Origin of the sequence: Dolichospermum flos-aquae CCAP 1403/13F, assembly GCF_012516395.1 — a bacterium.
GTDB lineage: Bacteria > Cyanobacteriota > Cyanobacteriia > Cyanobacteriales > Nostocaceae > Dolichospermum > Dolichospermum lemmermannii.
The window spans coordinates 3,817,848-3,831,753 of record NZ_CP051206.1 but is presented as its reverse complement, the minus strand read 5'-3'; the positions used below and the strand labels follow the sequence as shown (position 1 = coordinate 3,831,753).

At 37.4% G+C, this 13,906-nt stretch carries 19 protein-coding genes; 8 read left to right on the top strand and 11 right to left on the bottom strand.

Annotation, left to right across the window (positions count from 1 at the left end; all coding sequences use genetic code 11):
* Positions 1-149: 149 nt before the first annotated feature.
* From HGD76_RS18490 to HGD76_RS18480, 3 genes are all read right to left on the bottom strand, one after another.
* A complete protein-coding gene (locus tag HGD76_RS18490; protein WP_233466927.1) occupies positions 150-434 on the bottom strand; it encodes a hypothetical protein in 285 nt (94 codons plus the stop codon).
* 47 nt (positions 435-481) lie between these two features.
* A complete protein-coding gene (locus HGD76_RS18485) occupies positions 482-1,066 on the bottom strand; it encodes a Uma2 family endonuclease (protein ID WP_168696630.1) in 585 nt (194 codons plus the stop codon).
* Positions 1,067-1,147: 81 nt separating this feature from the next.
* Positions 1,148-1,570, bottom strand: coding sequence for a DUF29 family protein (locus HGD76_RS18480; RefSeq protein ID WP_168696629.1), 423 nt, complete (start codon positions 1,568-1,570; stop codon positions 1,148-1,150).
* A gap of 72 nt (positions 1,571-1,642) precedes the next feature.
* Between HGD76_RS18480 and HGD76_RS18475 the strand changes: the two genes are divergently transcribed.
* On the top strand, positions 1,643-1,795 hold the full coding sequence (locus HGD76_RS18475) for a hypothetical protein (RefSeq protein ID WP_168696628.1): 153 nt from the start codon (positions 1,643-1,645) through the stop codon (positions 1,793-1,795).
* Here the strand turns inward: HGD76_RS18475 and HGD76_RS18470 are convergent.
* The 4 genes from HGD76_RS18470 to HGD76_RS18455 form a co-directional block, all read right to left on the bottom strand.
* Positions 1,783-3,312, bottom strand: coding sequence for a hypothetical protein (locus HGD76_RS18470; protein ID WP_168696627.1), 1,530 nt, complete (start codon positions 3,310-3,312; stop codon positions 1,783-1,785). The two genes, HGD76_RS18475 and HGD76_RS18470, sit on opposite strands and share 13 nt — an antisense overlap.
* A gap of 138 nt (positions 3,313-3,450) precedes the next feature.
* Complete coding sequence (locus tag HGD76_RS18465) at positions 3,451-3,798, bottom strand: type II toxin-antitoxin system PemK/MazF family toxin (protein WP_168696626.1); 348 nt, start codon at positions 3,796-3,798, stop codon at positions 3,451-3,453.
* Positions 3,789-4,004, bottom strand: a complete 216-nt coding sequence (locus tag HGD76_RS18460) for a hypothetical protein (protein ID WP_015080711.1) — start codon at positions 4,002-4,004, stop codon at positions 3,789-3,791. Before HGD76_RS18460 ends, HGD76_RS18465 begins: the two co-directional genes overlap by 10 nt.
* 115 nt (positions 4,005-4,119) lie before the next feature.
* Positions 4,120-5,322 (bottom strand): phosphoglycerate kinase, encoded by a 1,203-nt coding sequence (locus tag HGD76_RS18455; protein WP_168696625.1) that lies wholly within the window; start codon positions 5,320-5,322, stop codon positions 4,120-4,122.
* 88 nt (positions 5,323-5,410) lie between these two features.
* Between HGD76_RS18455 and HGD76_RS18450 the strand changes: the two genes are divergently transcribed.
* The 4 genes from HGD76_RS18450 to HGD76_RS18440 all read left to right on the top strand — a co-directional run bounded on the left by HGD76_RS18450 (position 5,411) and on the right by HGD76_RS18440 (position 7,841).
* Positions 5,411-5,818, top strand: a complete 408-nt coding sequence (locus HGD76_RS18450) for a universal stress protein (RefSeq protein WP_015080709.1) — start codon at positions 5,411-5,413, stop codon at positions 5,816-5,818.
* 364 nt (positions 5,819-6,182) lie between these two features.
* Positions 6,183-6,572 carry a hypothetical protein gene (locus tag HGD76_RS25550; RefSeq protein WP_233466926.1) on the top strand — a complete coding sequence of 130 codons (390 nt, stop codon included), beginning with the start codon at positions 6,183-6,185 and terminating at the stop codon, positions 6,570-6,572.
* Positions 6,573-6,590: 18 nt separating this feature from the next.
* Positions 6,591-6,866: a hypothetical protein gene (locus HGD76_RS25545; protein WP_233466925.1), complete on the top strand. Its 276-nt coding sequence runs from the start codon at positions 6,591-6,593 to the stop codon at positions 6,864-6,866.
* Between the two features lie 3 nt (positions 6,867-6,869).
* Positions 6,870-7,841, top strand: coding sequence for an SUMF1/EgtB/PvdO family nonheme iron enzyme (locus HGD76_RS18440; protein ID WP_148765518.1), 972 nt, complete (start codon positions 6,870-6,872; stop codon positions 7,839-7,841).
* 314 nt (positions 7,842-8,155) lie between these two features.
* Here HGD76_RS18440 and HGD76_RS25540 read toward each other — a convergent pair whose 3' ends face one another.
* The 4 genes from HGD76_RS25540 to HGD76_RS18420 form a co-directional block, all read right to left on the bottom strand.
* Positions 8,156-8,299: a hypothetical protein gene (locus HGD76_RS25540; RefSeq protein WP_233466924.1), complete on the bottom strand. Its 144-nt coding sequence runs from the start codon at positions 8,297-8,299 to the stop codon at positions 8,156-8,158.
* Positions 8,300-8,591: 292 nt separating this feature from the next.
* Positions 8,592-8,861, bottom strand: coding sequence for a hypothetical protein (locus HGD76_RS18430; RefSeq protein WP_233466923.1), 270 nt, complete (start codon positions 8,859-8,861; stop codon positions 8,592-8,594).
* A gap of 140 nt (positions 8,862-9,001) precedes the next feature.
* Positions 9,002-9,763, bottom strand: coding sequence for an SDR family oxidoreductase (locus HGD76_RS18425; protein ID WP_168696624.1), 762 nt, complete (start codon positions 9,761-9,763; stop codon positions 9,002-9,004).
* A 161-nt stretch (positions 9,764-9,924) separates the two neighbouring features.
* On the bottom strand, positions 9,925-10,737 hold the full coding sequence (locus HGD76_RS18420; RefSeq protein WP_168696623.1) for a DUF8623 domain-containing protein: 813 nt from the start codon (positions 10,735-10,737) through the stop codon (positions 9,925-9,927).
* A gap of 85 nt (positions 10,738-10,822) precedes the next feature.
* Between HGD76_RS18420 and murG the strand changes: the two genes are divergently transcribed.
* The 3 genes from murG to nusB all read left to right on the top strand — a co-directional run bounded on the left by murG (position 10,823) and on the right by nusB (position 13,855).
* Positions 10,823-11,896 (top strand): undecaprenyldiphospho-muramoylpentapeptide beta-N-acetylglucosaminyltransferase, encoded by a 1,074-nt coding sequence (gene murG, locus HGD76_RS18415; protein ID WP_168632902.1) that lies wholly within the window; start codon positions 10,823-10,825, stop codon positions 11,894-11,896.
* Positions 11,897-12,360: 464 nt separating this feature from the next.
* The gene (locus HGD76_RS18410) at positions 12,361-13,146 is read left to right on the top strand and encodes a DUF502 domain-containing protein (protein ID WP_168696622.1); all 786 of its coding nucleotides are present in this window, start codon (positions 12,361-12,363) and stop codon (positions 13,144-13,146) included.
* 67 nt (positions 13,147-13,213) lie between these two features.
* Positions 13,214-13,855, top strand: coding sequence for a transcription antitermination factor NusB (nusB, locus tag HGD76_RS18405; protein ID WP_015080701.1), 642 nt, complete (start codon positions 13,214-13,216; stop codon positions 13,853-13,855).
* Positions 13,856-13,906: the final 51 nt, after the last annotated feature.

Sequence of the window (13,906 nt, the reverse complement as noted above, 5' to 3'; positions counted from 1 at the left end):
GTTTCTAACCGCCGATTTAATAGTTAGTGAAATTCGACAAGCAACAAATTTATTGGTGCGTATATTATCCAAGCGATTTGGAAAATTGAGCAATAACCATATTGAAAATATCAGCAATCTAACAAATTTGAATAAAATAATTTGACCAACTATTGCCATTTTTCTATGATATCCGCTTCTGTGTATTCAGGGAGATGATCATTTTCTAAACCTCTCATGGCCTGTTCAAGAGAAAATTGATTCCATTCTTGATTTTCTGTATTATTTATATATGGTAACAAGGTATTATAAAGCGTTAGTTTTTCTTGTTGCAATACTTCTTGAACTATCTCCTTAATCAAGGCTTTTAATTCTTGGGTTTCCATAATTTGACCTTTTACAGCAGATTTCGCTCTTGTAGTGCGGGCATCTTGCCCGCTGAATATGTACCTCATAACACCAGAAATTGCTGTATATCGTAAGTAATTATCCGAACTTGATATTATTCTTTATCGTTAAAATTAGCATCTTGATAAATGTCAACTAAACTAATTTCAAAATCAAGATATTGCAATTTAACAATATCATTTTCAGATTTATATTCTCGAAAAATCCATTCTCCCTCATTAGTTTTGCTATAGTGCATCACCTGATATTGATTTTGTTCCACTAAAACATATTCTTTAAATTGGGGAATAGAACGATAAAAAGTAAATTTATCACCTTGGTCATAATTTTTTGTAGATTTAGATAAAACCTCAACAATTAATAGAGGATTTGTCACCGTTGTATTATTTTTACTTGTATAAGTGGACTGACCATCAGTTACAATCACGTCGGGATAAGTATATTCTTTAAATTGTGGAATCCATAAACGCATATCTCCCATAAAAACTTCATTGTTTTTGCGTCTCATGGCATATAGTAAAATCGCCGCAATAGCTAGTGTAATTTTATTATGATTACCAGTTCCCCCAGTCATAGGAATAATTTCTCCATCCCGATATTCGCTTTTATAAAGTGCTTTTTCTTCTAATTCTAAATATTCTTCAGGTGTGTAAATATGTTTGCGAGTTTGTACTTGCATATTGTTTTCCTTAATTTGGTTTATTAATTGTAGATAGTTAATAGGAAAAGAATTTTTTCATTAATCAACTTCGCGCTTTATTTAATTAAAAATAAAATTTAATGCCTGTTTAATAATTAATTCTTGATCTACCATATTTCTTAAGGTTAATTCATCATAAATTCCGCCAAAAGCTTCTAAAGAAGCATTATCTAAAGCTCTATTATAAGCTCCTGGTAAAATTTCTTCTATTTCTTTTTTGTCCATGTAATATCCTCCAGATTTTCTGCGTTTGTTGATCCGCTCAATTGCATCAATAGCATTGCGAATGGAAACATCCCAAGAATGAGTTGTCCTTTTTTCTGCTTGTTGTTTAATTAAATGGACTAAAAGCACTACACAATAGCTATAAATTTTATTGATTTTATCTTCTTTGCTCATTTCTTCTAATTCATCAATTAAAGATAGAGCCGCTTCTAGGTTGCCAGAAACCACTAATTCTCTGAGTTCTAGTAATTCTTCCATGATTTGCTCTCTCCTTGAAGTTTGCTATTTCTAGCATAGCTGATAACGCGATCAACTACAGAGTCACCACTAATGATAACGGTTGTTGTGCAAGTTTTGCCAATTTCTGCTAGAGTATTAGCGATCGCGCAAACGCTAACTTGTCAGTTCGCTTCCATACCCACAGAAAATCTATCTACAAATAGTAAGTTCAATATTACCCAAATTCAATATTATAAAAGTTGAATATCTGCCAAGTGTTGATAGTTATGTCCTTGATTATCAGGTTCTACACATACATTTGGGTTATTGTGTGTTTGTAGGATTAACTCAGCCCAATTATCAAAACTTCTATTAAATATCCGATGTTCAAATTCATGCAAAGAATACACAATTGGGGGAATTTTCAAATCCATTCGACCACAATAATCACTGTTTTTGATCATTGCTGTTAATAGTGCCGATGATGCAATGCTGTCATAAAAAGTTAATACAAGAGGAATTACTGGCTTATCCTTAATATCAATAGCCTTTACTGTTGCAGCTATTTGTTCAACGGCCAAGTGTGTACGACACCAAAGTCCGGCAATTCCTTCAGGATCGAAATAGTTACTCGTATCCAGAGACATGAGACTATTTTTACATTCTAGAACTATGTAAAACTGAGGCAGTTCAATGAGAAAATCAGCACGTTTATCAGAAGGATCTTTAGAATTTTCAACTTCAGGTATTTTTATGAAAGATTTAGCGATAGATGGAAGTAAAACTTTTTCAAGATATTCTTCAAATGAACTACTTAAAATTCTCCCTCGTTCTTTTTCAGTCCAGTTTTTTAAAACTAAACTTTCAATTTGATTCCAACATGATTCAATAAAAGAAAAAGGATCGGGCAAATAAAATTTATCTTGACTAAATTCAACCAATGGCTTTTCTAGAAAGAAATTGTAAAAGAAAGGTTTGTAAAATTCAGATGTATTTTGAAGCTTTTTGCTTACTTTACTGCTGAATGAAGTTTCATATTTTGAATGAAATGGTACGCTATTTTGCTGAATAAATAACTTGAGAGTTTCATTAGTGATTCCATATTCTGGAATATCAATATCAGGAAATTGAGAAAAATCGCAGTAGCCATTCATTTTAGTAAATAAACCTATACAACCCAAGAATTGCTTAAAGTAGATTTCTAAACTTAATCCTGTAGATTTGAAAAACTTTTCCCTAAAATTTTCATTACAGCGACTTTCTAAAAGTTCTATGAATTTGATTGTTCTATGAACTCGATAAATTGATTGTCCAAAACCTTCATTTTGTAAGGCTGCTTGTCTTTGCAAAAATAGAACTAACATATATTGCCTAATTGCTGTTGTATCAAAAATATCACTAAGTTTTAATAACCAATTACGAACTTTGCTTGTATTTTTTACTTCCCAAGTTTGAATACATCTAAATATGGTTTCTGCTTCTTGATCAAGGACATCTGGATATGCAATAGTATGATTTTCAAAATTATAGTAATCATTTATATAAGTATGAAAAATTTTCTCATCAATGTTTTTTCTACGATGAGGATTACCCATACTGGCTAATAAAATTATACGAATTGCATAACCACGTTTAGCATTATCTAATAAATAAATCAATGGGTCTGAGTTATTTTGATTGTAGAAAATTTCATAACATATCCGAGTTCCTATTTCTAAAATAGACTTTGAATTGTAACTCCGAATCAAATCTTGTAATTCAGCAAAATTATTAAAACTCATTTTTTGTACCTTAAATTCAACATTTATGGAATGAATGACAAAGCTAAAACCTCATCTTTTATCTTTCAATTGCGCGGGATAAAAAATATTTCCCAAACTACATGAGTGATTGTATAGTACAATAAATACTGCCTAAAATCAATTACTTAAAATCCAGTTTGCCAGATTGATTTTAATTCGCTCTAATCTTTCTGTGGAAATTTCACCAATATTTCCTAATAATATCTTTTCTGATACAACTGCTAACCGTGAGACTCGAAAAACACTTTCTGATTTTAAGCCTGTTTGTTTAAAATCCTGATCATTGGGTGTAATAATTTCGTCAATTCCAGTCAATTCTTGCCCTGTTTTAGTGGAAATCATACAAACTAGCCAATCATCATAATTGTTGATTAATGGCTTAATTAGAAGTGCTGGGCGTAACTTTCCAATTGCCAGATTCGTTTGGGGAAATTTGAATAAAACAATTTGACCAACTATTGCCATTTTTCTATAATGTCCGCTTCTGTGTATTCGGGGAGATGATCATTTTCTAAACCTCTCATAGCTTGTTCAAGAGAAAATTGATTCCATTCTTGATTTTCTGTATTATTTATATATGGTAACAAGGTATGATAAAGCGTTAGTTTTTCTTGTTGTAATACTTCTTGAACTATCTCCTTAATCAAGGCTTTTAATTCTTGGGTTTCCATAATTTTACCTTTGGCTAACTTCCTAATGCTAGTAGATAAATGCTAACAAAAAGAGTAAGGTAATGTAAAACTACACCCCTACTCAATTTGTTATCAATTATCGAAATTTAACAGCTTACGCTTCATCTAAAGCTGCAATACCAGGCAAAACCTTACCTTCTAGCAACTCCAAACTAGCACCACCACCGGTAGAAATGTGGCTCATTTGGTCAGCTAAACCGACCTTTTCCACAGCCGCTACAGAGTCACCACCACCGATAATGGTAGTTGCGCCGGTTTTGCCAATTTCTGCTAAAGTATGAGCGATCGCTTCTGTACCCGCAGCAAATTTATCAAACTCAAACACACCCATAGGCCCATTCCAAATCACAGTCTGACAATCAGCCAAAGCCGCTTGGAAAACCTTGATAGAATCAGGACCAATATCTAAACCCATACCATCGGCAGGGATATTTTCAATGCTGACAGTAGTAGCATTAGCATCAGGCGCAAACTTATCAGCAGAAACAATATCTGTAGGTAGCAACAAAGCCACACCCCGTTCTTTGGCTTTAGCTTCCAACTCTTTAGCCAATTCTAGCTTGTCTTCTTCAACCAAAGACTTACCAACATTCAAGCCACGAGCTTTATAGAAGGTGAAAATCATCCCACCGCCAATGATCAACTTATCGCACTTTTCCAACAAAGTTTCAATCACACCGATTTTGCTAGAAACCTTAGAACCGCCAATAATAGCCGCCAAAGGACGCTTAGGTTCTTCAATTGCACTTTGTAAGTATTGCAATTCCTTCTCAACCAAATAACCAGCTACAGAAGGACTTAAAAACTTAGTTACACCCTCAGTAGAAGCGTGAGCGCGGTGTGCAGTTCCAAAAGCATCATTTACATAAAAATCAGCGTTTGCTGCCAATTTTTGAGCAAATTCGGGGTCGTTCTTTTCTTCTTCCTTGTAAAAGCGGACATTTTCTAACAATAGCACTTGGCCATTGTCCAAAGCTGCAACTTTAGCAGCAACATCATCACCAATACAGTCATCAGTTTTGATAACTTCCTGTCCTAACAACTCAGAAAGACGTTTAGCAACCGGGGTTAAACGCAATTTTTCATCTACACCCTTGGGACGACCGAAATGGCTTGTTAAAATGACCTTAGCACCCTTTTGGGTCAAATCTTGGATAGTTGGCAGCGCTGCCCGAATCCGGGTATCATCGGTAATGTTTCCTTGATCATCCACAGGCACATTAAAATCAACTCTTACTAAAGCGCGTTTTCCAGATATATCAGCCGCAGATAAACTTGCTAAACTTTTTTTAGACACAGTACAACTCTCCTGATTACTTTTTTGTTATTGTCTTCAAAATATGACCATCAAGATTTTACCGGAGTGAGGGGCGCAGAGGTGAGATATGTTTAAAACAGTTTTATTTCCCATTGATCAAAGTCGAGAAGCCAGAGAGGCCGCTGATATAGTTGCCAATATTGTGCAAACTTATGGCAGTCGCTTAATTTTGCTTTCAGTCGTTGAAGAACCAGACCCAGAAGCACCTGCTACCAGTCCTATGGTATCTCCAGAAGCAGTTGCCAAACTCCTAGAAAATGCCCAAACCTTATTTTCTGGACAAGGAATTATAACCGAATTACTAGAAAGACAAGGTAAACCAGCCTTTACTATCTGTGATGTTGCTGATGAAGTTGAGGCCAGTTTAATTATTATGGGTTGTCGAGGACTAGGTTTAACGGAAGAAGGCGCAACTGATAGCGTCACCATGCGGGTAATTAACCTTTCTCCCTGTCCTGTTTTGATTGTTCCTTAATTAACTATCGGGTGCGTTAATCTGGATTAACACAGTAAAACGCACCTTGTAAATTTTTTGTAATTAAGACTCAAGCATTGACAGAAAACCCAAAATATGTATTAGGTGAAAACTATATCTTTCGTAGGGGTAAAGCAAGAGCTTCATTGGTGTCAACTTAACGTAAATTGATGTCCCTTCCAGCCTGGGAATTCATTCCCAGGCGGGCAGGGTGTATCAGCTAAGTATAATCTGTATTTATCTATTTGATAGCATAGCGCAAAAGTTTGAAATGACTAATAGCTAATTTAGGGGATATTTATGATACACTAGGTTGAAAAGTTCCGTAAACCCTCAACAATCCCCAAATTAAGGCATTTAACTCATGCTTTCCCAGATTTTCCAACAAAGATTGACAGATTTACTAGATCATATTACTCAAGACCAAAAATTACTGAAAGAATTTGAGGAAGCCTTAACTGTTGAAGACAACCCTCGAACATTAAAAAAATATAAAAAAGAAATTAAACGACAACAGGAATCTATTAATAATTATAAACAAGAATATACAGAACTAGAACAACAGTTAATTGGTATGTCTACACCGCAAATACAGGTAGTAGGAAATCAACTGCAAATAATAGAAAACCAATTACAGCAAATAGACGCAAAATTAAATATTGTTCTTATTAAGCAAGATTCACTTTTACTTCGTTATCAAGTTTCTGAACAAGCAATTTTGAGAGTTTTTATTGAACAGCTAAATCAGACTTAATTAGCTTTTACAGAAAATATGTTAAATGCAGTAGCAGCTAATCAAGTATCTGAGTCAGAAATGCTGCAAATGTTGGCAGTTCTACAATCACGCATACCTTCTTTACCTGCCAGTAGTCAAGCAGAAATTGCCGAAATTATCAAATCTCCTGAATTAGATACTAGACATAAAATTACAGTGACTTTACCAATTGTTCCTTTTTTAATTAATTATGAAGGTGAATTAGAATTGGGAACTGGTTTTAATATCAAGTCTGCTTGGGAGTTCATTATCAAAAAATTAGGGAGAAAGTAAATTGTGGATTTGCGTCAGCACCTTGAAGAAGAATTAGAAAAAGATTTTCAACTTCTTAAACAGTATGAAGATGAGAAACGTAATGAAAATGATCCAGGACTTCGTAACAAGTGGGAGAATAAAATTGAGTCAATCAAACAAGAAATCAAAACCCGTCAAGAAGAATTAAATAAATTACCTATCACTTCTCCAAATTCATCTTTAAATCAATCTTTTAGCCAAGATTTGGGTTTTGGTGTAAAATTGGAGATGGTTTATATTCCTGGTGGGACATTTTACATGGGCGCACCAAAAACAGAAGAAGAGAGTTTAGATTATGAACGTCCCCAACACTATGTAACGGTGAAACCCTTCTACATGGGAAAATACACTATTACTCAAGAACAATGGGAAAAAGTCGTTTATTCCTGTCCTCCAGTTGCTAGAGAATTAAATTCTCGTCCTGCCTACTTCCCAGGTGATAAACTACCTGTAGAACAAGTATCTTGGAATGATGCGGTTGAGTTTTGTGCTAGACTATCTCACAAGACAGGACAAAAATACCGTTTACCCAGTGAAGCTGAATGGGAATATGCCTGTCGTGCCGGTTCTGCAAAACCTTTTGCTTTTGGTGACACGATCACCACAAATGTGGTAAACTATAATGGTAACTTCACCTATGGTAATGCCCCCAAGGGAGAATATCGAGGAAGAACAACTCCAGTAGGAACTTTTCAGCCCAACGCCTTTGGTTTATATGATATGCACGGCAATGTCTGGGAATGGTGCGCTGATACTTGGCATGATAACTATGAGGGTGCGCCTAATAATGCAAGTGCATGGATAAGCGAGATTAATCAAAACGTTAAGCTGCTGCGCGGTGGTTCGTGGTTTTACAATCCTGACTATTGCCGTTCTGCTTATCGCAACGACCTCAACCTCGACGGCAACAATATTGGTTTTCGGGTTGTATGTAGTGGTGCGGCGAGGACTTAGTAGCCCTTTACACTCTTGCTCTTTTGCCCTCTGCTCTTTTCCTCTTTACCCTTGCCAAGCGTAACGGAGTGGAGCGATCTTTTTTTATTTTGTTACCTTTGAGAAATTCGAGCTATTTAATTTAATAGAAACTTTTACAGCCTTGGTTTCATTCACGATAACACACAAATCTGAAGCTGTCAACTCGTTCCCAGACTCCGGCTGGGAATGCCCTCAAGAGGCTCTGCCTCAAACCTCGCAAATCAACTCGTTTAACTCGTTCCCAGACTCCGGCTGGGAATGCCCTCAAGAGGCTCTGCCTCAAGCATCCCACCTCACAAATCAACCAAATCAACAGCCAATAAACTTGGTAATTCCAGATAATTCCGATAACTAGAATAACGCCAATGAGATGGCTCATCAACATAACCACGTTGCACCGGATTATGATGAATGTAATCTAATTTTTGTCTAAACATTTCCTCATTAGAAATTGCCTGGGGGTGAAAACCTTCTTGCCAAAGTTGATAATCCTGTTTTGTTTTATGTTTTAACTTATGAAATTCTAGTTGGTCAAGTACATAACTGGCGTTATTTTTCTCAAGTAAATCAATAATAGAACGAGCCGTAAATGATTTAAAATTTGCGATTTCTTTAGAGGATGTTTGAAAAGTGGTATTCCGTAATTTTCATCACATTGCTACCCCCCTTTCCCCTTGTAAAGGGGGGAAACAATAAAAATCCAGTTCCCTCCCCTTTACAAGGGGAGGGTTAGGGTGGGGTAAAAAATATTTGATACATCAACCATAACTTTTCAAACACCCTCTTAGATAAGTTGGCAGCAGCAGCGATAAGATGAAGATGGTTTTCCATAATCACATAACCATACAATGTCAACCGCTGCTGGCATTGGAGAAAATTGAGGGAATCTATAATAATTTGGGCAATTTCTATGTTGCCAAATAATGGCATCCAATTTACCAATGTGCAGGTAAGAAAGTGGGGTTGTGTTCCTAATACATGATAGCGGCTGCGTCCCATTGTATTTTTTTGATTTGTAGTGGTGTTGGGGTTAAGGTGAGGCAGAGCCTCTGGGGGGCATTCCCAGCCGGAGTCTGGGAACAAGAGGTTAAGGTGAGGCAGAGCCTCTGGGGGGCATTCCCAGCCGGAGTCTGGAAGGGTTACACTTGACGATTTACTAAAGTCGCACTGGCTTGGTCAACAGGCATAAGTATAACTTCGTTAATATTAACGTGACTCGCTCTAGTCGCACAGAAAAAGATCACATCAGCCACATCATCAGGAGTTAGGGGTTTAACGCCCTCATACACCTTTTTAGCCCGTTCTGTATCACCATGAAAACGCACTTCACTAAATTCTGTTTCTACCATTCCAGGGTCAACAGAAGTCACCCGCACAGGAGTTCCTAATAAGTCTTGTTTTAAGCCTTCAGAAATGGCTTTAACGGCTGCTTTTGTCCCACAATAGACATTACCACCGGGATAGGTTTGATGTCCCGCTATAGAACCGATATTAATAACATGACCATGATTCCGTTCTACCATTCCTGGTACAACATAACGGGTAAGGTAAAGTAAACCTTTGATATTAGTATCTATCATTTCTTCCCAGTCTTGAAAGTCGCCTTCATGTAATTTACTTAAACCGCGACTTAAACCAGCATTGTTAATCAGAAGATCAATATTTTTCCAAGATGAGGGTAAGTTAGCAATAGCCGATTCTACCGCCAAGCGCTCGCACACATCAAGTTGTAATAAATGGATTTTGTCAGATGCAATATCTAAAGAATCAGCTAATTGTTGTAACCGTTCCCAACGCCGTGCAGCTAAAATCAGTTTTGCACCAGCATGAGCAAAAATCTTGGCACAAGCAGCACCAATACCGCTACTTGCACCAGTAATAAAAACAATTTGATTTTGCATGAATTTGTCAGTTGTCAATTGTCAGTTGTTAGTAGGGGCGAAGCATTTGGAAGATAAATTATCGGTCATTGCCAAAAATACTTCTCCAAATGCTTCGCCCGTACAGTTGTTAGTTGTTTTTCTTTGCCACTGACCAATGACCAATCACCAATCACCAATGACTACTTCTTAACCACCTGTAACCGTTGAGTAATAATAGTCATATCTTCACCTCTGCGAATTACTGCGGAAATCCATTGAGGTCCGGGAGTAGAGGGTGCGCGTCCTATTTTGAACAGTCCACCAGAATTGAGAAATTCTAAATTTGCAATTGTGGGGTTGAGGAGTTTATTACCTTGAATGGGTTCTTCTATGGCTGTTCCCAGCAGAAAATCCTCACCTAATGGTTCTTTGACAATGGCATCAAAACTATATTTTTCCCCAACTTTTACCTGTTGTGGTAATTTAATTTCTACTTGGGGTGGTTTACTTCCAGAGGTTAGTTGAGTCCGTTCTGATAAAATATCTTGATGAACGATTTTTGCACCTGTGACTTTTTGACGCGATTTAATGGTAGAGTTAAGGGTTAAATTATTATTACCAGATGCAGGTAAACCGCTAATGGTGGTGACAGTATCCGCAATAATTGTATTGCCTTCCGATTTCCAGGATTCTAGCTTGGTCGTGTAACGCAATTTAGGATATCGTTTCCAAAGTCCTGTTAAGGCTTGTTCCATTGCTTTGCGGTTTAAGCCGTCACCATGAGTAAATGTAGGGCTATAAAATTTCATTACACCATTGACATTACCTTGATTAGCAGCATTATCAATTTGTGTTAATAGATTCGTGAGTGTAGCGGGTGCATTTCCGGTTTGACCAGCTTGAGCCAATTGCCAAGTGCTGGATAAACCAATTGCCAGTAAACTGGAAATTAGGGAAATACTCACAGTTAATGTTTTATTACGTTTCATTAATAAAGGGATAATTTTAGTCATAAGGAAGATTTTACTGATTTGATGATACAAGATCAGGAATTTGTTTTATCTTAATGAAATTAGGCGATAAATGGTATAGGCGGGAATGGTAAATCCATCAATTAGATTACTTATAGCAGCTAGTGGGACAGGTGGACACTTGTTTCCGGCGATCGCATTGGCTGAAAAACTGCCAGAATACAATATTGAATGGCTGGGTGTGCCAAATCGGCTAGAAACTCAGTTAGTTCCCCAGACATATCCTTTAAATACGGTCGCTGTTGAAGGTTTTCAGCAAGGTTTGAGTCTTGGTTCTATCCGCACCTTGTGGAAATTGATCAGCTCGATTCTCAAAGTCAGACGTATTCTTAAACAAGGAAAGTTCCAAGGAGTTTTCACCACAGGGGGTTATATTGCCGGTCCTGCGGTAATTGCAGCGCGTTCTTTGGGTTTACCTGTGGTTTTTCATGAATCCAATGCTTTACCCGGCAAAGTTACCCGCTTTTTTGGTCCTTGGTGTAATGTGGTAGCGATAGGATTTGATGTAACTACTCAATATTTACCTCGGACAAAAACTATCTGTGTGGGTACTCCTGTTCGTTCTCAATTCTTAGATGAAACTGTTAATAACACTTTAGATTTACCTATTCCTAATGGTGTTCCTCTAATTGTGGTGTTTGGTGGTAGTCAGGGGGCTGTAGCCGTAAATAAATTAGTCCGACAGTCTGCGGACGCTTTGTTTCAAGCTGGGGCTTATATAGTGCATTTGACGGGTGATAATGATCCTGATATTAACAGTCTTCAACATCCTCAATATATAGCCTTGGCTTTTTATAATAATATGGCGGCTTTGTTGCGAAGAGCTAATTTAGCTATTAGTCGTTCTGGTGCGGGTAGCTTGACAGAATTGGCAGTTTGTGGTACTCCAGCAATTTTGATTCCCTATCCCTTTGCAGCGGAAGATCATCAGTCTTATAATGCAGAGGTGTTTACTAAAGCTGGTGCGGCTTTATCCTTTAAACAGTCGGATTTGACTCCAGGAATATTTACGACTCAGGTTTTGAATTTGTTGCAATCTCCGACAGAATTAGGGAGAATGGCAGAGAAAGCTGCATCGATCGCTGTTCCTGATAGTGCAGATAAATTGGCAACTTTGGTGAGAGAAGTGATCGAAAATTAATTCCCATTAACTCCAAATAAGTAGGTGAACACAATAAAACCAAACTGTGTAAAGAAATGTAAAATTGCTGAAAACTTCTTTACTCTTGCCTCTTGCCTCTTGCCTCTTGCCTTGCTATGACGACAATTTTCAACGCCAACCTACTTAGTCATTCCTAAATTGTGAGCATTTGGCGATATAGCGCGGTAGGATGGATAATATCTCTCAGACTTGCAACAATAATTTACAAGTATTACAAAGATAAGTAACACTCTAAAAGATTTACCAGCCGCCATTACGGTGGGTTAATGGCTATATTTACATTGAACAAGGAAAATTGTGAACTTTTGTAGCGATAGCTTGACTTTTTGCCATTAAAGAGGGACACAAAAGGCGTTTTTTAACAGTAAGAAGTAGCCTATTGTAAGACACTGACACCTGTTGTCATCAGTTTCTGATATTCGCAATGTGACTAATTTGCTGAAATGGAAAATAATCACAACAGTTTAACGAAGCTAAATAAGGAGAATCGGGGTTTGGGAATGGAAAGGTGGAAACAAGACTTCAAAAATGACCTGATTGCTGGTTTGCTGGTGGTAATTCCCCTCGCAACCACCATCTGGTTAACAATTACCATAGCCACATGGGTAATTAACTTTCTCACCCAAGTTCCTAAACAACTCAATCCCTTTGATGGCTTAAATCCGATTCTAGTAAATATACTTAATTTACTAGTAGGATTAGCCGTGCCATTATTAAGTATTTTGGCTATTGGCTTAATGGCTAGAAACATTGCTGGACGATGGTTATTGGATTTCGGTGAGCGGCTATTGCAAGCCATTCCTTTAGCTGGACAGGTATATAAAACCCTCAAGCAACTATTAGAAACTCTGTTAAAAGATTCTAATGGTAAATTCCGCCGGGTAGTCTTAGTAGAATACCCTCGTCCGGGCATTTGGGCGATCGCCTTTGTCACTGGAGCAATGAGCAATGAAATCCAAAGTCAAATATCTCGTCCTGTAATTAGCCTGTTTATTCCCACTACACCCAATCCGACCACAGGATGGTATGCGATAGTACCAGAAGAGGATGTACTTAATCTCTCTATATCTGTTGAAGATGCTTTTAAAATCGTTGTATCTGGTGGTATAGTGTCCCCCAATATCCAGTCTTCTCACCTCCCTGCACTGTCAGCAATATCATCTTTGGAAATAAAACAGCAGGAAATTCCAGAAATAGAAACTAAACTCGATACCAACCTAGCAAAGTGAGCAAAAAATAGATAAGCTAATTGTTCATCTGCGCTAGAACTCACATATTTTTCATCATCCCAACTCTATGCAGCATCGTAAACCCCAACAAATAGCCCGCGAATTGGCACTATTAGCCTTGAGCCAATTACCAATCAACCCTAAAAAACTAGAAAGCCTATCAGACGAGCAATTAGTTTCTAAGCTAGTTTTAGGAGCAGTTCGGACTCTCACAGTAGAAGTACAGGACACATTGAACAATGCCGCAGGAGAACTACAACGGAGTAATGATCGTCTCTTAACCAGCGAAACGAGAGCTGCGGATTTGAATACAGCTAGAACCATGCTGAAAGAGGCAATTTCCTATACCCAAATAGCTATCAATCAATTAGGTACATCTGTTGATTTTCCAGAATTAATTCAGTCGGCCAATCAAAATAAAGAAGTTCGTAATTACGCTAAAGCGATTATTATTACTGTCAGCGAGAACCATCAAGCTATCGAAGAATCTATTTCTAATGCTTTAGTAGATTGGCAAGTTACCCGTCTAGCTCAAATTGATAGAGATATCCTCCAAATAGCCACCGCAGAAATAAAATTCATGCAAGTTCCCGACAGCATTGCTATTAACGAAGCTGTAGAATTAGCTAAACGCTACAGTGGAGAAGATGGCCACCGTTTTATTAATGGTGTTCTCCGTCGAGTTAGTGAACAAAAACAAACTGTTTAAATTGGTCATTGGTCATTGGTCATTGGTCATTGGTAAGACTTTTATTCCTTC